An 18,792-nucleotide genomic window follows, 5' to 3' on the forward strand; every position below is an offset into this window, starting at 1 on the left:
AGCAGCCGCAGTGCTGACATATAAGCACGCAAAGCACGCAGGTTCGTATTCATCACAGCAGCGCGCGTCGAACGCGCGCTCAATCAAAGGTTGTATCAGTCATGGCACGTCTTAAGGTTTTATACGGTTTCCACGCAGTGACCGCGCGTATCCGGCACGATGCGTCGACAGTCGAAGATGTCTACTACGACGCGACGCGCAAAGACCGTCGCATGACCGAATTCCTGCACGCGGCGAAAGAAGCCGGCGTGCGTCTGATCGCCGCCGACGAAACGCGTCTGTGGGGCCTCGCGCACACCGAGCGTCACCAGGGCGTGGTGGCGCGCGCGGGCGACATGCCGCTCGCCCAGAACCTGGCCGAGCTGCTCGACGGCATCAACGGTTCGCCGCTGATTCTCGTGCTCGACGGCGTGACCGATCCGCACAATCTCGGCGCTTGCTTGCGCGTGGCCGATGCCGCCGGCGCGCACGCGGTGATCGCGCCGCGCGACCGCGCGGTGGGTTTGAACGCGACGGCCGCGAAGGTAGCGAGCGGCGCGGCCGACACCGTGCCGTACATCACCGTGACGAATCTGGCGCGCGCGCTGCGTGAGCTGAAGGACGCGGGGGTGTGGGTCGTCGGCACGGCCGGCGAGGCCACCAAGAGCCTCTACGACACGGAGCTGGACGGTCCGGTGGCGCTGGTAATGGGCGCCGAAGGCGAGGGCATGCGCCGTCTCACGCGCGACACCTGCGACGTGGTCATGCAGATTCCGATGGCGGGCACGGTGGAAAGCCTGAACGTTTCGGTGGCGAGCGGCGTGTGTCTGTTCGAAGCGGTGCGTCAACGGGCGGTGAAGAAGTAATCCCGCCCGGCGCCAGCCCGTCACTCCGGTAAACTAGCTTTTTTTACTGCTCGCCTGCCTTTCCCATGACTCAAGACGAACTCAAGCAACTGGTCGGCCAGGCCGCCGCCGACTACGTGAACGCCACCGTGCCCGAAGGCCTGGTGATCGGCGTCGGCACCGGCTCCACCGCGAACTGTTTCATCGACGCGCTCGCCGCCAACAAGGCGCGCTATCGCGGCGCGGTGTCGAGTTCGCTTGCCACCACCGCGCGGCTGCAATCGCACGGCTTCAAGGTGCTCGACCTCAACGAAATCGATTCACTGCCCGTGTACGTGGACGGCGCCGACGAGATCGACCACAGCGGCGCGATGATCAAAGGCGGCGGCGGCGCGCTGACGCGCGAGAAGATCGTCGCGTCGGTGTCGGACGTGTTCGTGTGTATCGCGGACGCCAGCAAGCTGGTCGAGACGCTCGGCAATTTCCCGCTGCCGATCGAAGTGGTGCCGATGGCGCGTACCGCGATCGGCCGCCGCGTCACGGCGCTCGGCGGCGTGCCGGTGGTACGCGTCACGAAAGAAGGCGTGCCGTTCATTACCGACAACGGTAACGAAATCATCGACGTCAAGGGCTTGCGTATCAGTGACCCACGCACGCTGGAAATGCACATCAACGCATGGCCGGGCGTGGTGACGGTGGGCCTGTTCGCCGGCCGTGGCGCGAATCTGTGCCTGCTCGGCACGGACACCGGCGTCGAGACGATCGAATACAGCAAGGGCTGAGCAACGCCGGCCACGCATCGCGCGCGAGTTTGGGTCAACCGGCTCGCGCGGGCATCGAACGCGGAGTTCGCATCGACATGCCGCACCGCCATAATTGGCGCGCGGTTTGCCTGATCTCCTGCGTCATCCGCTGCAAATACCGCTCCACTGATAATTCCGTTTGTGCATCGGCCAGCGCCTGTTTTGTGAGACGCTGCGCCAATAGCGGATCGGCACGCAACGTGCCGATCGCGTCAGCCAATGCCCGTGACATCCCCCGGTTTCACCAGCCAGCCGTTGCGCCCGTGCCGCACGATCCCGATCACATAGTCGGGCGATCGAAAGGCGACGTAATGGGACGCTCGGGTTCGCACTAGGCGAACCGCGACGTTTAATTATTCGCGAGCTGTCGCGCGTCGAATGTGGGCACGCGCACGCACAGCAGACGAAGCGCCACATACACTCGATCCTAAGCCTAAGAGGCGTCAATTAAAAAACGAGGGGATCATGAAAGTGGCGATCGTGCACGACTGGCTGGTCGCGCCGGGCGGAGCGGAGAAGGTGCTCGAGCAGATCTTCGAATGCTTTCCCGACGCCGATCTTTTCAGTCTTGTCGATTTCCTCGAAGACCGTCAGCCGCCAGGCGGCAAGCCCGTGACGACTTCATTCATTCAGCGCCTGCCATTCGCGCGACGCCGCTATCGAGCTTATTTGCCGTTGATGCCGCTTGCCGTCGGGCAATTCGATCTGTCGGGCTACGACCTCATTATTACGAGTTCTCATGCGCTGGCCAAGGGCGTATTGGTCGGACCAGATCAGACGCATGTGAGCTATGTGCATTCGCCGATGCGCTTCGCGTGGGATCTGCAACATCAGTACTTACGCGAAGCGAATCTGACGCGTGGCCCGAAGTCGTGGGCGGCGCGCGCCTTGCTCCACTATCTGCGCGGCAGGGATTCGCACTCGGCGAACGGCGTCGACCGTTTGATCGCGAACTCGCATTTCGTTGCACGTCACGTGATGAAAACCTACCGGCGCGATGCGGCCGTGATTCCGCCGCCCGTCGACGTGCATGAATTCGAACTGTGCACGCGCAAGGAAGATTTTTATTTGACTGCTTCGCGGATGGTGCCGTACAAGCGCATCGATCTGATTGTCGAAACCTTCAATGCCACGCCGCACCGCAAATTGGTCGTGATCGGCGACGGGCCGCAGATGACGGCGCTTCGCGCCAAGGCCCGTCCGAATGTGACGATCCTCGGCGATCAGCCGTTCGAGGTGTTGAAGGACCATCTGCAACGCGCGCGAGCTTTCGTGTCCGCCGCCGAAGAGGACTTCGGCATCGTCGCGCTGCAAGCGCAGGCATGCGGCACGCCGGTGATTGCGTTCGGCAAGGGCGGCGCGCTCGAAACCGTGGTGCCGATCGGCGAGGCGCACCCCACCGGCGTGTATTTCAGCCGCCAGAGCGTGGTGTCGATACTCGACGCGATCGATTGCTTCGAGCGTCAGCGCGATCGGATCACGCCGGCGGCATGCCGCGCGAACGCGGAACGTTTTTCGGCGGCGGTATTCCGGCGCGCGTTCATGGCCGAAGTCACGCGGACGATCGCGGCGGCGGGACGGCGTAATCGGATTGAAACAGTGGGGCGGATCGAACCGGATCTCGCCAAACCGGATTTCCGCTGGCCCGGCGAGCCGGCGCAGAAGAGCAGTTGAGGCCGCTGACGTGCTCGAACGTGATGACGTCAGCCGGCCTGCGTGGGTTGGCGCGACGTCGCAGGAAAGCGGCAAGTCGTCTTATTGTTCGCGTATCGGGGACTTCGCAATACGCGAACAAAATGGTGTCGTCGTACCGCAGTAGGCTGTAAATAGCTGTTCGGACTATGCCGTCCGGCCGGCTACCGGTGTCGATTCGCTCCGTTTAGCCTTGCAGAGGAAGCGCGCGTGTTCAGCGCGCGAACATGCGCGAGGACATCCGATGCGGGTCGTTTCAAAGAAAGCGTTGCTGGACTTTATAAAGAGACATCCGGGGGCGCGCAGTGCGCTATTGGCGTGGTATTCACTGGCGCAGGCATGCCTCGCGTATGGCCATAACGACCTGAAGCAGACGTTCGCCGGCGTGGACTAGGTGCCGCCTCAATCCATCGTTTTCGATGTAGGCGGCAACCGGTTCCGGATCGTTGCGGCGATTCACTACAACAGGCAGTCGTTATTCGTTCGTCATGTACTGACGCATGCGGAATACGACCTTTGGACGAGGAAGAATTTAAACTCATGAATGCCGATCGCCTTCCGGGAGCTTTTCCCGACATCGCTCAAACCTGGGCCGCGCTGCAAACGCAGTTGCCGATCACGCCGATTCGCAACGAGCAGGACTACCAGACCATGGTACGGCTCGCTAGCTCGCTCGCCGATCATCTGAACGGCAACGAGGAAGATCCGCTCTCCGATCTGTTCGCGATCGTGACCGATCTGATCGAAAGCTGGGAAGCGCATAACGTGACGATTCCAAAAGCGGAGCCGCGAGAGGTGTTGCGGCATCTGCTGGAAACGCATGGACTCAGGCAGAAGGACCTGATAGGTATCGCGTCGCCTACCGTGGTGAGCGATATTCTCGCGGGCCGCCGCGCCATCAGTAAGAAGGTGGCCAAGGCGCTAGCCGTGCGTTTTCATACGGACGTCAGCGCGTTTCTATAACAGCCGCGCGGCGCCGGCCTCGGGCCGCGCCGTGCCGTTGTGCTGACCGACAAGTTTTCTCGTCGCTTACCTCGTCCTTTCCATACCGCGCCGACGGCATGTTCCAAGCCGTCGGCGTCGGTGCTTGCCGCTTTGGCGTCGCTCCTGTTTCTGCCGCTCGAATCACGCGTTCGAAGTTCGCGCGTTCTTGCTTTGCGCGTCGACCTGCGGCAGCGCGTCGGCGGAGCAGACCGGTGCGTCGATCGGTCAGCGCATCGCTTCCTGCCATGCCCCGCGCATTGCGCGTAAACCGACTCGCCATTTGCGAAGCGCAAGTGCTACGCCGCCGCGCTCGAATGCCAACGACAAGGCGCGCAGGAACCCAGGGTCCGCGCGATCGCCGATCAGCGTCGAATAGATGACGAACGCCCATCGGCCAGGCGGCGTCAGGTATTCGCACATGATGAGCCGGAGATTGAATGACGCGTTATAGAACGCCGCGTCGTTGAAAGTGAAACGCTGGTCTTCATCGCTGCGCAGGGCGGGGAAGTGCTCCACCAGCAGCGCCGGGTCGTAGATCAGCTTCCAGCCACGCCGTTGCACGTCGAGACTGAAGGCCATCTCGCAGTGAACTTGCTCGCCGGTGCCGCGCAAGCGGCCGTCGAAGCGCAGCGCGCCGATCGCCTCGCGGCGAAACGACATGTTCACGCCCTTGAGCACCTGGACTTCGCGCGCCTTGCCGTGGCCGACATGGTGATTGCCGATGCTTCGCCCATACCAGCGCACGATGCCCACGCGCGGCTTCTGCCCCTGCAGGATGCCGTTGCGTTCATGCACGATGTCGCGTCCGCCGAGGCCGCCGAGCGTCGCATCGCGTTCGAAGGCGCGCGCGATCCGCCCGACCCAGTCGGAATGCGGCGCGGCGTCATCGTCGGTGAAGCACAGCACGTCGCCGCTCGCGCTCTCGATGCCGAGGTTGTATGCGGCGACCACGCCGGGTTTGCGCACCAGCACGACCGCGCGGCGCGGGTCGGGCCGGTTGGCCTCGCGGGTGCGCAGCCAGTCGAGCGTGGCGTAATCGTCGTGACGCGCGATCACGATCACTTCGTCGGCGCGGCGCTCCTGCGAATCGAGTGCCGCGAGGCAGCGCGCCAGATCGGCGGTGCGTCGGTAGGTTGGCACGATCACGGAGACTTTCACGAACGGTTTCCGAATTGGCATGGTCAGAATGCGTTGCGGTTGACAAAGCCCTTGAAGATCGTAATGAACACGATCTTCATGTCGAACCAGAACGACCAGTTATGGATGTAGAAGAGATCGAACTTGACGCGCGCTTCCATCTTTTCCACCTTGGTGGTGGCGCCGCGATAGCCGTTGACTTGCGCCCAGCCGGTGATGCCGGGCTTGATCCGGTAGCGGTGCATGTAGCCGTACACCTGATCCTTGTAGAGATCGTCGTGTTCGACCGCATGCGGACGCGGGCCGACCACCGACATCTGGCCGAGCAGCACGTTGAGAAATTGCGGCAGTTCGTCGAGACTGGTGCGGCGCATGAAGCCGCCGAGCTTCGTGACACGGGCGTCGTTGCGCGAGGCCTGGGTGAGCTGGCCCTGGGCTTCGTGATGCACGGTCATCGAGCGGAACTTGTAGATCGCGAACGGCTGCCCGTCCACGCCCTTGCGCGTCTGGCGAAAGAACACCGGACCCGGCGAGCCGAGCTTGATGCCGATCGCGAGCACCGCGAACACCGGCGCGAGCGCGAGCAGCGCGGCCGCCGCGAACAGGCGGTCGAAGATCAGCTTGGGCCACATCTGCGGCGACGAGAAGGGCGTCGCGCTGAGATTGAGCGTCGGTAAGCCGACGACATCGACCAGCGCTTGATTGAATAGAGAGAGGCTGCGTACATCGGGGATGAAGCGCAGATTTACGAAGTCATGCCGGAACATGCGCGTGAACCGGTAGATCGTATGTTCTTCGGAAAGCGGCAACGCGAGCCACACTTCGTTCACGTGGTCCTCGCGCACCTTGGCGGCGAATGCGTCCAGATCGGTCAGGACCGGCAGGCGGTTCAGACGCGCGCCGTACGTCTCGGCCGCTTCAATGCTCGTATCGAATACGCAGACCGGTTTGAAGCCGGCTTGCGGCGCATGTTCGAGATGGGCGAGCAGCGTGCGCGCGAAACCCGGTGCGCCGACGATCGCGACGGTGCGGTAGTTCATCCCGCGGCTCCGCACGATGCGCAGCGCCACATGCACGAGGCACTTGGTGACGATGATCAGCGCGCCGGAGATCAGCGTCGAGTAACCGAACCACAAGCGCGACACCGCATCCATGCGATGCAGCGTGAACGCCAGCACGAGCGCGGTGAACACCACGACCATCCACGCGGCGGCAACCCTCGCCAGCATGGAGGGCAGCGGTTTGCCGCGCCAGGTTTCATAGACCCCGAAGCCGGGAAACAGCAACAGGAGGAGCACGCAGTTAAACGCGATCAGAAGACGTTCGGTGTCCGACAATGCAATCGGCGTCGAGAACCGCATCGAATGAGCGAGCAGCCCTCCCGCAATCACGAAGAGTACGTCGAGGAATCGCGCAGTATTCCTGAACATATTTGACTCTATTCATTAGTCAGACAAACCAGCGCTTTACTCGACGGTTTCAGCCTGGCGCAGACGCGGCAGAAGGCGGTCGAATTCGCGCTTGACGAGGCCATAGCATTCGCAGGCGCGTGCTTCGAGTCCTTTACGATCGAGCACCTTGATGTGGCCGCGGCTATGATGGATCAGGCCTTCGTCGTGCAACTTGCCGGCCGCTTCCGTAATGCCTTCGCGGCGCACGCCGAGCATGTCGGCGATCAGTTGCTGGGTCACGGTCAGATCGTTCGACGCCACGCGGTCCACTTCGATCAGCAGCCAGCGGCACAGTTGCTTGTTCAGCGCGTGGTGGCGGTTGCAGGCAGCGGTTTGCGCGACTTGCGTGAGCAGGGCGTGCATATACAACAGCATCAGGCGGCGCAGGAAGTCGGAGCGGGCAAACTGTTGCTTGAGTGCCTGTGCGCTCATGCGGTAAGCGAAGCCGGCGCATTGCACTTGCACGCGGTTCGGCATGGTTTCGCCGCCCGTGAGCACTGGCACGCCGGTCATGCCTTCGCGGCCGACCGCGGCGATTTCGACCGAGCTGCCGTCTTCCATCGTCGAGAGCATCGAGATGATCGCGGTGGTCGGGAAGTAGACGTGATGAATGCGCTGACCGGAGTCGCACAGCAATTGCTCGGTGCGCAGATGAACCAGTTCGAGATAGGGAGCCAGCGCCTGCCATTCATGGGACGGCAATGCGCCGAGCAAATGGTTTCCGTGCAGATCGGATTGAAGTGTCAACATGATCGGTCCTCGCGTGAAAGTCGCGCTCTGCGTGACTTTCTGTTTTTGATCCGATGCCTGCATCCCTTTTAACGACGTGCTGCCTGGTGAGCAGCGAAGGATGAACAGGACCGGCCCCGTATTGGCCTGATGCGCCGCCGCCGTTGTTGTCGATGTCTCTGCGGTGACGCGGTGTTGCGCTCTTCTATTAGCGAGGAGCGTGCCAGCGGCAGGGAAAGCGAGCGCTGGTGCGGGGTAACGCACCAAGGCTTAGCGCCGCGCGAAGACAAACGTGACTTTTTGTTTCAAATCTGCACAACGTCCTGACGACCGGCGCTCGCCCGCCAGGCGCATCCTGTTCGGCTCAAATCCTTGATGGAATTGGGTTGGCGGGTGCTGGGAGGGGCTTGACCGTACTTGTCTCAACGTTGAATCAGCCCTTCCATGCACGTTGTCACGCCGCGTCCGGGATGTGCCGGAAATGATTCAGATGTGTTCAACACGCTTGGTTCGGTGCCGTACGGATGATGTTTTTGGCGAGCCAAAAGTCTGAGAAAAACCAACAGTGATTCCGCAGACCAGACAGGTGGATACGCGCGGCGCGAGGTTTTACGCGCCTTGCGAAAGGGTGATTAGATCAAGGAGACCTTCAGCCGTAGAAGATGGCGGATATCGCATTGACCGCGCGAACTTCACCCGCGGGCGCCGCGTATGTTGCATCAGCTTTAAACACGGCATTCGATGCGTGAGCAACGAATCTTTCCTGCGGCGTGAGCGGGATGAGCGGCACGACGCAAGGCCGGTTCGGCGGCAGATGAAACCAGTCGCGCGCGGCCCTGTAGTGTGTGTCAACGATATGAACGAAGCGCACAAAACGCTTCGCTTCGATCACGAGCTGCCAGCCGGCGCCGTTGCGCTCGGCCGTGACCGTCAAGCCCAGGTCGTGGCGCTCGCTCACGCGCCGCTCCGGCAGATGAAACGCTTCCGCAACGACCTGGCCGCTCGCCTGGTCGCGCAGTGTGGCGATCGTCACGTCGTGCGCGCGCGGGCCGAAGCGGTACGCGTGGGTGAAATCGAAGAACTGGCCAAGGCACGCGGCCGCACTGAGACGTTGCGCGCTGTGCGGCGCCAGTTCCACCTCGCGGCTTGCGGAGGCGATCTTGACGCTACCGTCACGCAGGCAGACCAGTTCCAGTTGCGCGCGCAACGGCTGCGCACGTTCGTTCAGCAGATGAATATCGAGGCCGTTGAGGCCCTCGTCGGTCATGACCACCTGAATGGGTTGCAGTGCTTGCGCGAGGCCGTGCAGGGCGCTTTTAGGCCGGCCTGTGGCATCGATCAGGCCCCAGCCGGCGCCGGGGCGCAAATCCTGAAGCTGCCAGACCAGCGCGCCGCCGCAGGTGGAACCGGCGCGGCGCCATTCGGCGAACACGTCGCCCATCAGTTCGGCGACCACCGCGCGCGACAGGTCCAGATAACGCTCGGGGTCTTCATAGCGCAAGCGCGCGGGATCGACACCATATAACGTCTGGAGATAGTGGTCGCGCACGTCGTCGAAATCCCAGCCCGCGCCGGGGTCGCGCGGCACGGCCGCTTTCCAGCGCGGATCGTGCAGATGAATCGTGCCGAGCGCGTCGTGCAGGGTGGCGTCGTCGGGCACGTTGGCGAAGGCGAGGCATTCGGCGGCGAAGCGCACCTGCGATCGGCGCACGTCGTCGAGCGGACGCTGATAGGCGCCTACGCCGTAGTAGTGAGTGATGCCCTCATTAGTTGAAAACGGCCACGCGCCTCCCGAGGGCGAGTTGCTGACATACGGCACGTCGGACCGTTCACGCGCGACGATGGCGGGCAACTGTTCCGTAAAGAGTGGTTGCGCGCGCATCGAAGGCGGCAGGCCGAACATGGCCGCCTGCTGGTCGACCTCGCTGCCGCCGCACAGCACCGCGAGCGAAGCGAAGCGTCGTGTGCGCGTCAGAAACTGCGTGGCTTCGCGCTCGATCGAAGCGCTGAATGCGGCATCGTTCGGATAGTCGAAATTCGCCAATGCGAAGTCTTGCCAGATCAGCAGGCCGTATTCGTCGGCGAGTGCATAAAACGCGTCGGACTCGTACAGCATCGTGCCGCCCACGCGCAGCATGTTCATGCCCGCATCGCGGGCCAGCGTGAAAGCGTGACGCAACTGCGCCTCGCTGCCCGCAAGCGTGACGAGGTCCGCGCTGGTCCAGCACGCGCCGCGACAGAACACCGGCAGGCCATTGACGCGCAACGCGAAGCCCATGCCGTCCGCGCCGTGGTCCACTTCAATACTGCGGAAACCGACCGAACCCAATGAATGCGACGTCGCGTGCCCGTCATCAAGCTGCAACGTCAATGGATATAAAGTGGGCTCGCCGTGGGTGTGTGGCCACCAGCGCTCGGCACCCGGCACGCGTACGCGGCCGGTCAGTGTATATGCATCGCTCCATTGCAAAGACGAAACAGCATCCCCGCATTTAAGCGAGGCGCGGCAGGTCGCGTGATCGTGCGGATGAACGAAACGTAGCGTGAGCGATACAAGGCCGTCGTCGTGATCGAGTCGGCTCGACACGTCGACGGTGTCGAATGCATGGGGCGCGTCGCTCAGAAGTTCAACCGGACGCCACGGACCGACCGCTTGCACAGAAGGACACCAGCCGGGCATATGACCGAGCAGGGTGGTGCGCACGTTGCGCAAGGTGGGTGGCGACACGAGCCGTGGACGCCAGCGCGCGCGCGAACGTTTCGCCGTCAACGCCGGAGCGAGAGAGCGGAAGCACAGCGCGAGCGTCGCGCTGCCGCTCAGTTCGATATCGAGATCGTGCGCGACGAACATCGAATCGGAGTCGAGTTGCTTGACGCCGTCGAGCCAGACTTCGACGATGGTGGCGAGACCATGCAGACGCAAGCGGCGTTGGCCGGTGCCTTCGAGTTCGAGGCGATACCAGTGGTCGTCGAAGGCAAGCGGTGGTGGATGCGCAATGTTTAGGAGACCTGCGGCACGGCGCGCGCTCGCGACCGTGCCGGGCACTTGCGCGGCCAGCCAGCCGTGCGCGGGTAAATCGGCGGGCGTCGCGCACGCGCCCGCGGGCGTGCTCACACACTGCCAGCCGATGTCGAGGCGACGCGGCCAGAGCGTCTGCGATGCTTGCGCCGAAGTCGCATCGACATCGACATGCGCGGCTTCGTCAGGAGCGGGCGCGAGCACGCCGCCCGCGCCGCCTTCATCGGGCAGCAGCCCTATCGTCAGTGCATCCACGGCAAATCCCCGAGAAGTCCGCGAAGCCGCGCACGGCGCGTCACAGCACCAGAGCGGCGAGCGGTGGCAGCGTCTTTTCGTAAGCGCTTTCGAGCACGTCGAAGCAGTCTTCGCACAGATCGCGCCGGCCGCGGGCAATCGCCCGCACGAGCCGGAACTGCATCACCATCGACTCCGACGCGATGCTCTGCGCCGCTGCCGGAATCGCTGCCGGCACCTCGAAGCCTTGCGCGGAAAGCCACAACAGATACTTCGAAAGAAACTCGAAGTTCGCGCCGAGCTGCCGCATCAGGTTGAACGAGTACGGGTGGAAGAACTTTTCGCCACGTTCGAAGAGCGTCTCGAGATGCGCGGGAAACGCGGCACGCCATTGCGAAATGGGATTCGTCAGCGGCCGGCGCCCAAGGTGCGCGCACAGCAGTTCCGCCGACGCTTCGGCCAGCGCGGTGCCTTCGAGCGCGGGCCGCGCCTGCTTGGCGAACTCCACATACGGAAACAGCAGATCGGGCTGCTGCTGGAACTGCGGCAGCTTGCGAAACACGCCGTCGTAGTCTTCACCGTCGAGCAGGTGATAGCCGGTGTTGTGGAAATAGCCGAGACGGCGCGCGTCCGGATCGATGAAGTCGATGCCCACCGTGGTTTTCGGATGCTCACGCCGGTACGACGTGGCGCGCGTGTTCGGCAGGTAATAGCCGTCCACTTCCACCAGCACGGTATGGCCGCGCAAGGTCTGCGCGAGCACGCGCGTTTCGAGCGAATCGTAGATGGCCAGTTCCTGCACCTGGGTGCCGTAGAGCCGGTCGAGGTCTTCGAGCGGAAACTTGAAGAACGTGAACTGGTCGCCTTCGAAATCCTGCGTGACGGTAAAGCCGAGCGCGGCGCGCGGATCGAGCCCGAAGCCGTGCAGCAGTTCGATCCACAGATCGACGTAGCAGTTGGTCTCCTGCCATACGCGCTCGCCCTGATGCAGCGCATGCGGCGCATGCTCGCGCAAACGCGCGGCGGGCGCCGGTGCGGCAACGCCGCCCGCCGCGGGCAGATCGACGCGCCGGGTCAGCAGGAAAGCGCCGTTCGCGCCGTTCGGTACAGGTGTCAGCGACGGATTCATACGCACTCTCCGGTGCCTTGCGCCGTTTCGGCGGACGACGCTTGCATGGTTGCGAGCCCATGCGCCACGCGCGCTTCGGCATCGCCCCACAGCAGCGCGCGCACATCGTCCGGCCACGCGTTCACGTCGAGCCCATGATGACGGAATAGCGCGAGTGTGATGCGTTCCATGCCGAAACCGACACAACCCGTATGCGCGACCGCGCCGTCTTCGCACGCGATCTTCCAGATCGCGCCGAAGTGTTCCATGTGATAGTTGAACGACAGGCAAGCCGTCTTGCCGCGCGGATCGGCCACCGGAATCAGCAGTTCGAACTTGAGCGCCTGGGCACGCTGGCTATCGGCGACGATCTTGCCGCCGCGGCCGAAGAACGGATCGTTGGCGAGATCCACTTCGACCGGCAATTGCAGCAGATTGACCAGCAGCGAGCCGCGTTCGATCCACATCTGCCGGAATGCCATCACCTGTTCGGCGCTGCCGAGACGCACGTATTCGCGCTGGCGGAACATCTGCATGCGGCCGGGATCGAGCGACGGTTCGTGACGGAAGCAATACGACAGCACGTCGATCGTGCGGCCGTCGGCGGGCAACGGACCGCGCCGCGCCATCACCGGATAGATCGGATAGCAGGCAGCCGGCGTGAGCACCACGCGGGTCGGCTTCTGCTGCGCCATCCACTCGTCGCTGCGATCGTCGTCGCTTTCCGTCATGGCGTCGTCGAGCGCGTGCAACAGGCGCCGGTGGCCCATGTCGTTGCCGCAGAACGAGTGGATCGTACCCGCCAGATTCGGGAAGCTCTTCAGATACTCGCTGTCTTCGAAGTCGGTGCGGCGCATGGCGGGCGGAAAGCGCAGCACTTCCGGCTGCTGGTCCGCGCCCAGATGCGTGATCGCTACGTTCAGGCGGTCCACCACGTCTTCGAAAACCTGGCTGCGGCCATACAGGCCGTTTTCGCCGGTGTCGATCAACAGGCCCGCGGCCAGCAGTTCGTCACGAAAGCTCGGCGCTTCGGCTGCTTGCGCGGCTGCGGCAAGAGCGACGGTATCGGTCATCGTATTCATATCAGGCTCTCCCCGGGGCGGCAGGACGTTGCGCGAGCAAGAGGCTCGCGGTGTTCTGCGCAATACGGTCGTTATTGATCATCAGCGGCGCGGAGTGCAGGTCGCGCAAATGGCGCCCGACGCTGTACGGTGTGCCGTTCTTGTAGCCCGCCATGCCGCAGATCATCAGCACTTCGTGCACGACCTGCAGCGCGGTGGTGGAGATGCTCGTCTTCAGCGTGTTCATGTCGGACGCGAATCCGAGCATGGCCGCGAGCGGCGCATCGGCTTGCGAGCCCCCGTGGCGCGCCTGGTGAGCGGCGCGTGCCGCCTCCAGCGCGACCGCGAGGCGCGCCTGCATCATCTGCAGCAGACCGACCGCTTCAGCGAGGCGCAAACCGGCCGGTGGCACCACACCTGGCTTCGCACGCGCCTGTGCACGGAAGAACGCTTTCGCGCGATTCACGGCGTCGGTGGCCACGCCGGTCCAAACCGAGGCCCACAGCGTGTGCGAGACCGGCAGCATGGTTTGATCGGCGATCTCGGCGAATGGCGTCGGCAGAATCTGTTCGGCCAGACCCGTGGCGACGAGCCGGAAGCCCTCGCTGCAGGTTCCGCGCATGCCCATCGAATCCCAGCCGCCGCGCTTTTCCAGTTGCGTGTCGGCACGCAACGCGACGATCAGCACCTGGTCGGCGGCTGCCGACTCGGCGGTGCGGCGCGCGGTGACGAGAATGCCGTCGGCGTGCGCGCCGTACGAAATCGTCGGTGCGAGCTTTTCGATGCGAAAGCGCGCAGCGTCGAGTTCGACCGAGCAGGCGCTGGTGCGCATATTGCCGCCGATGGTTTCCTCGGAAGTGGCCGATGCCAGCAGCCACTGCTGCTTGACCAGTTGCACGAGCAACTGTCGATGCCATGCCGCGTCGCTGCCATGGGCCTCGATACATGCCACCTGGATCTGGTGCATCGCATACACCATCGCGGTGGAGGCGCAGCCTTGCGCGAGCGTTTCGCAGATCGCGCCGACGTCCGCGAGCGACAGGCCCGCGCCGCCGAACGCGGCCGGCACCATCGCCGAGAGCAGGCATTCGCGCTTGAGCGCGTCGAACGCTTCGCTCGGGAAGCGCGCCTCGCGATCCACCGAGTCGGCGAACTGCGCGGCTACCGCCGCACAGCGTTGCGCGGCCGCGCGCCAGCCGGGTTCGGTTTCGACGGCGGTCAGCACGACCGACGCGTCGGCGCTTTCGGCCGCATTGTGCGCCTGCGTAGCGGCGGCGGCCGCCGCCGCGTCCAGCAGCGGGGCGTTCATGCTGCCGCCTTCGCCTGTTGCAGCTCGGTGATTGCGGCGGCCATCGAATCGATGCTGGAGAACAGGCGCCGTGTCAACAGACGGTCCGGAATTTCAATCCCGAATTCATCTTCGATTGCCAGCATCAGATGCACGGTCGCGAGCGAGGAGAGGCCCGCGGCGTACAGGTCGGCGTCATCGGCCAGAGTGTCCGCCGGGACATCCAGGCGAGCCGATTCGGAAAGGATGCGTCGCAATGCGTTTTTCATGGTGTGGTCCCCTGTTGTTGAACAGTCTTGAATTTGCGGACATCGATCCAGCGCACGTGATCGCTATTTCTGTTCGTTGCCACGGCGCATGCCGGCGGAGTCCCTATGCCGGCATGCGCCGCGTTCACATTGACTGCGTGCGCTTTCGGGCGGTTTTCTGCAAGCCGCGCCCCGATGTCTGCGTATTTAAGAATTGTCAACGCCCAGCGTCAGTGCGATGGCGCACGGAAACACGAGTTTCGTGGACGTACCGTGTAGTCATCAGAACGGGCCGGCCTATACAGCCAGGTCGTAGAAGCCGGCGCGCGATGCCGGCCTCATTGAACTTACTGACCGCTGGGGTACGTGATGAACTGGAAAACGCTGGAATTCGATCAGCTTTCGGCTCGCGAGTTGTATCTGATCTTGCGCGCGCGCAGCGCGGTGTTCGTGGTCGAACAATCGCATGTTTGTCTTGACGCGGATGGCCGCGACGAACACGCGTTGCATGTGTTCGCCGTGGAGGACATGGCGCGGTCGATGCCGATCCTCGCCTACGCGCGCCTGCAACCCGGCGACGCGGAAGATCCGGAGATCACCATCGACAGGGTGCTGACGAGCCCGCAGCGACGCGGCGACGGCACCGCCGAACTATTGATCGAACGCGTGCTGCAGGCGATCGTCGGCCGTTGGCCGGGCCATGCCGCGCGTGTCAGCGCGCCGCTCGGTTTGCGCGGCTTCTACGAACAATTCGGCTTTCGCAAGACGGAAGGGCCCTATCTCGAACACGGCGTGCCCTTCATTGGCCTTACGCGCCAGGTGCGCGGCAGCCAGCCGCTTTTCGGCGGGCGGCGCCGTGAGCGCGACAGCGCGGTGCTCGTGAACACGTTCGAGTTGTTGTGATGGGGCGGGTGCTCGTCACGCCTTCCAGTGCACAAGTTGCACTTGCGAAGCTGACGCCACGCGAGAGCGATGTGGCCTCGGCCGCGCGCGCTTCTCCTATCAGGTGCTGCTCGCCACGCGCTCGACGTTCGTGCTGCGCGCGTCGCATGGCGACGGACTACGCTGTCTGTTTCTAATGACGCGTACGACATGCATTCGCCCTTGAATCGGACTCCAAGACAATGTGGCTGGACGTACATATCAATCATGCAACGTTTGTTGTAATGGATTGAGAGCGGGGACCTGGTGAGGAGCGTGGCGTGAGGCCAGTGGTGTTCGATGGCCGGTTCGGCTGGTGGCATCCGGCGAGCCAAAGGCCACGCGATGGCTTTTAAAGCGTGCGCGCGGGTTCCGTCTATTCGGGGAAGCGTTATGCATGCGCACGGATTGTCCAGCGCACAGACGCTTACGGGGAGCGCGTAGTGAACAGTCAATCCGAGTTGGACCGCATCAACCGAGTTGCATGGAATTCGTCGGACGCCGAGCGCGTTTTCATGCTCGACAAGACCTATTCCGATCCCGGCGAACGGGCTGCCTTTGCCTGGCTCGCACAGCGTTGCGCGGGTGAGCCCTTGCTCGACATCGGAATCGGCACCGGCCGCACGATTCCGTTGATGACGGCGATCTCCGACGACTACACCGGCGTCGACTACACACAAAAGCTGCTCGATCTCGCGAAGGCACGCTTTCCTGATCGCGACCTTCGGCACATGGACGCGCGTGACATGTCCGCGCTGCCTTCGGATCATTACGGGCTCACGCAATTCAGCTGGAACGGCATCGACTGCGTCGACTACGACGATCGCGTGAAGATTCTCGAAGAGATGTATCGCGTGGTGCGGCCCGGCGGCTATGTGCTGTTTTCGTCGCACAATCGCGGTGGCCCCGGCTACGGCGAAAACATCTGGCAACTGCTGCCGAAATTCACGTTCAATCCGCTCAAACTCGGCTGGCGCACGCTGCGCTCGGCGCGGCGTTTCCAGCTCGGCACGCTGAACTATGTGCGCAACGCCAAGTTGAATCACGACTACGGCGGCTATGCGGTCAACACCGCGGCGGCCCACAACTTCGGCATTGTGATCGTCTACACGACGCTGCGCGAGCAGCGCCGGCAACTGGCGCAGGTCGGCTTGCAATGCGACGCGGTGTTCGACAGTTCCGTGGGCAATCTCATTACCGACGATGTGGAACCGAGCGACGCCTGGTGGTTTCACTTCATCGCGCACAAACCGCTCGCTGCTTGCCGCTTCGACTGACGGCGGCCACTGAACGAAGGCATGGCTTGACACGTAGCACGCAGGACAAATAGAACAATGCGCCGGACCAGTTTGACCGGATAGGGGACTTGCACATGAATCGCATCGTAGAACCAGGCAATCCGCTTGCCTCGGCCGGGGGCGTCGGCGAAACAGCCACGCGTCTATGCGTGCAGCCGGTGATTCTCGCCGGCGGCTCGGGCACGCGATTGCGGCCGTTGTCGCGCGAGCGCAGTCCTAAGCAGTCGATCGGCCTGGTGGGCGACGAGTCGCTGCTCGAAACCATGCTGAGCCGCCTCGACGCGTCTTTCGCCGCAGCGCAACGCACTACGCCGGCATCCGGCACGCATTCCATTGCAGCACCGCTGGTGGTCCGGTGCGAAGATCGGCACCCACAAACGCTCGAGCGTCTGGAGCGGCTCGAACGATCGGCCCGGCCGGTGCGCATGGTGCTCGAACCGATGTCGCGCAATACCGCGCCCACGTTGACCGTCGCCGCGCTCGCCGCGCGCGCGTCGGTTGTGCAAGGCGACGATCCGCTCGTCGTGGCGTTGCCGGCGGACCACCTGATTGCCGATCACATTGCGTTCGGCTCGGCGCTCGCCGAGGCGCTCGAACACGCGGCACGCGGCGCCATTGTCACGCTCGGCGTGCCGCCGAAGCGCGCGGATACCGGCTACGGCTATATCCGCACGGGTGGGGCGCTCGGCACGCGGGGCGCGCGCGCCATCGAACGGTTCGTCGAGAAGCCCGATCCGGAACTGGCCGAGCGCTATCTCGCTTGCGGCAATTACTGGTGGAACAGCGGCATGTTCGTGGTGCGCGCGTCCGTGTGGCTCACGGCGATCAAGCTCTGCCAGCCGGCGATTGCCGAGGCCTGCGCGGCTGCGTTCGAGCGTGCCACGGTCGACGGCGGCGGCGCGCTGCATCTCGCGCGCGATGCCTTCGCCCTGTGTCCGTCCGATTCGATCGACTACGCGGTGATGGAGCGCGTCGGCACCGACGCGCGGCTGGTCGGCGTCGCGGTGCCGTTCTCCGCGGGCTGGTCGGAGGTGGGCGCCTGGGATTCGGCGGCACGTGGCACGGCCCACGTCACGCGCGGCGAGGAATGCTTCCTGCTCACGGAGAACCAGTCGACGGGCATTCCGCTCGGCGTCGCGAACCGGTTCGAGAATCCCGGCAGGACGCCGCTTGAAAGGATCGAGGTGCAATCAGGCCGCTATCTCGGCGAAGACGACATCGTGCGCTTTGACGACCAGTACGGTCGCGAACAGGAGGCCAGCCATGCAGGCAAGGGTACTTCACGCTGAGGCGCCGCGCGCCTCGCAGGCGGCTTTCGACGAGCGGCGCTTTCGCCACGCGTTGGGACGCTTCGCGACCGGCGTCGTGGTGATCTCGACCGGCAGCGGCGACAATTTGCACGCGATGACCGCCAACGCCTTCATGTCGGGTTCGCTCAAGCCGCCGCTGATCGTCGTCTCGGTCGGGCACCGGGCGCGCATGCACGAGCGTCTGATGGACAGCGCGCTGTTCGGCGTGAGCGTGTTGTCCGAGGCGCAGGAGCCGCATAGCCGCCACTTCGCCGGCGAACCGCAGAGCTTGCTCGCGCCGCGTTTCGCGGCGGTCGAAGGGCTGCCCGACGTGGAGCTGCTCGAACACGCGGCGGCGCGTTTCGCGGCGCGCGTGGTGGACCGGCATCCGTGCGGCGACCATACGCTCTTCGTCGGCGAGGTGCTGGTGTTCTCGCTCGATGAACACGCGCCCCTGATTTTTTTCGGCGGGCGCTATGGGTCGGTGACGGCGGGGTCGGTGACGGCGCCGGGTTGCACTCAGAGTTCCATTCAGCGTTCGACGGCGGCTTCGACGCAGGACTCGCCAGCGATTGCCGTGAGCACCCGCTGATGCGCACGTCATTCGTCGTTTCCCGCCAGCCTATCCGCCGAGGCATCGTGGATCAGACAAATCGTCTCGCAACGTGCGTCTTCGCACTATGCAAATTCTGCAATGCAGGCACGC

At 63.9% G+C, this 18,792-nt stretch carries 18 protein-coding genes; 9 read left to right on the forward strand and 9 right to left on the reverse strand.

Translation table 11 applies throughout. The features are described from left to right. The first annotated feature begins 101 nt into the window (after positions 1-101). Positions 102-845: a 23S rRNA (guanosine(2251)-2'-O)-methyltransferase RlmB gene (rlmB, locus tag P0D80_RS01850; RefSeq protein ID WP_007182197.1), complete on the forward strand. Its 744-nt coding sequence runs from the start codon at positions 102-104 to the stop codon at positions 843-845. A 65-nt stretch (positions 846-910) separates the two neighbouring features. Beyond that, positions 911-1,606 (forward strand): ribose-5-phosphate isomerase RpiA, encoded by a 696-nt coding sequence (gene rpiA / locus P0D80_RS01855; RefSeq protein ID WP_132374897.1) that lies wholly within the window; start codon positions 911-913, stop codon positions 1,604-1,606. 34 nt (positions 1,607-1,640) lie between these two features. Here rpiA and P0D80_RS01860 read toward each other — a convergent pair whose 3' ends face one another. Further along, a complete protein-coding gene (locus P0D80_RS01860; RefSeq protein WP_408280603.1) occupies positions 1,641-1,847 on the reverse strand; it encodes a hypothetical protein in 207 nt (68 codons plus the stop codon). A gap of 245 nt (positions 1,848-2,092) precedes the next feature. On the opposite strand from P0D80_RS01860, the gene P0D80_RS01865 reads away from it, so the two are divergent. The 3 genes from P0D80_RS01865 (at position 2,093) to P0D80_RS01875 (ending at position 4,282) form a co-directional block, all read left to right on the forward strand. Then, a complete protein-coding gene (locus P0D80_RS01865) occupies positions 2,093-3,301 on the forward strand; it encodes a glycosyltransferase family 4 protein (protein WP_408280606.1) in 1,209 nt (402 codons plus the stop codon). A 412-nt stretch (positions 3,302-3,713) separates the two neighbouring features. Next, positions 3,714-3,863, forward strand: coding sequence for a type II toxin-antitoxin system HigB family toxin (locus tag P0D80_RS01870; RefSeq protein ID WP_408280608.1), 150 nt, complete (start codon positions 3,714-3,716; stop codon positions 3,861-3,863). After that, entirely contained in the window at positions 3,860-4,282 is a 423-nt protein-coding gene (locus P0D80_RS01875; RefSeq protein WP_408280610.1) for a helix-turn-helix domain-containing protein, read from the forward strand. The genes P0D80_RS01870 and P0D80_RS01875 overlap by 4 nt, the downstream gene beginning before the upstream one ends. Before the next feature lie 246 nt (positions 4,283-4,528). On the opposite strand, the gene P0D80_RS01880 is transcribed toward P0D80_RS01875, so the two are convergent. The 8 genes from P0D80_RS01880 to P0D80_RS01915 form a co-directional block, all read right to left on the reverse strand. Further along, complete coding sequence (locus P0D80_RS01880) at positions 4,529-5,482, reverse strand: glycosyltransferase family 2 protein (RefSeq protein ID WP_408280613.1); 954 nt, start codon at positions 5,480-5,482, stop codon at positions 4,529-4,531. A 2-nt stretch (positions 5,483-5,484) separates the two neighbouring features. Further along, positions 5,485-6,870: an undecaprenyl-phosphate glucose phosphotransferase gene (locus tag P0D80_RS01885; protein ID WP_408280615.1), complete on the reverse strand. Its 1,386-nt coding sequence runs from the start codon at positions 6,868-6,870 to the stop codon at positions 5,485-5,487. A 36-nt stretch (positions 6,871-6,906) separates the two neighbouring features. Next, positions 6,907-7,641 carry a Crp/Fnr family transcriptional regulator gene (locus P0D80_RS01890; protein WP_408280618.1) on the reverse strand — a complete coding sequence of 245 codons (735 nt, stop codon included), beginning with the start codon at positions 7,639-7,641 and terminating at the stop codon, positions 6,907-6,909. Between the two features lie 628 nt (positions 7,642-8,269). Continuing rightward, on the reverse strand, positions 8,270-10,894 hold the full coding sequence (locus tag P0D80_RS01895) for a glycosyl hydrolase 2 galactose-binding domain-containing protein (protein WP_408280621.1): 2,625 nt from the start codon (positions 10,892-10,894) through the stop codon (positions 8,270-8,272). 40 nt (positions 10,895-10,934) lie between these two features. Next, positions 10,935-12,002 (reverse strand): DUF1839 family protein, encoded by a 1,068-nt coding sequence (locus P0D80_RS01900; RefSeq protein ID WP_132374890.1) that lies wholly within the window; start codon positions 12,000-12,002, stop codon positions 10,935-10,937. Beyond that, positions 11,999-13,063: an amino acid--[acyl-carrier-protein] ligase gene (locus tag P0D80_RS01905; RefSeq protein ID WP_408280624.1), complete on the reverse strand. Its 1,065-nt coding sequence runs from the start codon at positions 13,061-13,063 to the stop codon at positions 11,999-12,001. Before P0D80_RS01905 ends, P0D80_RS01900 begins: the two co-directional genes overlap by 4 nt. Before the next feature lies 1 nt (position 13,064). Beyond that, positions 13,065-14,351 (reverse strand): acyl-CoA dehydrogenase family protein, encoded by a 1,287-nt coding sequence (locus tag P0D80_RS01910; protein ID WP_408280627.1) that lies wholly within the window; start codon positions 14,349-14,351, stop codon positions 13,065-13,067. Then, complete coding sequence (locus tag P0D80_RS01915; RefSeq protein WP_132374887.1) at positions 14,348-14,599, reverse strand: acyl carrier protein; 252 nt, start codon at positions 14,597-14,599, stop codon at positions 14,348-14,350. Before P0D80_RS01915 ends, P0D80_RS01910 begins: the two co-directional genes overlap by 4 nt. Positions 14,600-14,947: 348 nt before the next feature. Here P0D80_RS01915 and P0D80_RS01920 point away from each other — a divergent pair, with 348 nt between their 5' ends. The 4 genes from P0D80_RS01920 to P0D80_RS01935 all read left to right on the forward strand — a co-directional run bounded on the left by P0D80_RS01920 (position 14,948) and on the right by P0D80_RS01935 (position 18,678). Further along, positions 14,948-15,481, forward strand: coding sequence for a GNAT family N-acetyltransferase (locus tag P0D80_RS01920; protein ID WP_408280630.1), 534 nt, complete (start codon positions 14,948-14,950; stop codon positions 15,479-15,481). A 461-nt stretch (positions 15,482-15,942) separates the two neighbouring features. After that, on the forward strand, positions 15,943-16,776 hold the full coding sequence (locus P0D80_RS01925) for a methyltransferase domain-containing protein (protein WP_408175659.1): 834 nt from the start codon (positions 15,943-15,945) through the stop codon (positions 16,774-16,776). A gap of 95 nt (positions 16,777-16,871) precedes the next feature. Further along, complete coding sequence (locus P0D80_RS01930) at positions 16,872-18,086, forward strand: sugar phosphate nucleotidyltransferase (RefSeq protein WP_408280632.1); 1,215 nt, start codon at positions 16,872-16,874, stop codon at positions 18,084-18,086. Beyond that, entirely contained in the window at positions 18,061-18,678 is a 618-nt protein-coding gene (locus P0D80_RS01935; RefSeq protein WP_408280634.1) for a flavin reductase family protein, read from the forward strand. The genes P0D80_RS01930 and P0D80_RS01935 overlap by 26 nt, the downstream gene beginning before the upstream one ends. Positions 18,679-18,792: the final 114 nt, after the last annotated feature.

This window comes from Paraburkholderia sp. RL17-373-BIF-A, from assembly GCF_046030175.1.
In the GTDB taxonomy this organism is placed as follows: Bacteria; Pseudomonadota; Gammaproteobacteria; order Burkholderiales; family Burkholderiaceae; genus Paraburkholderia.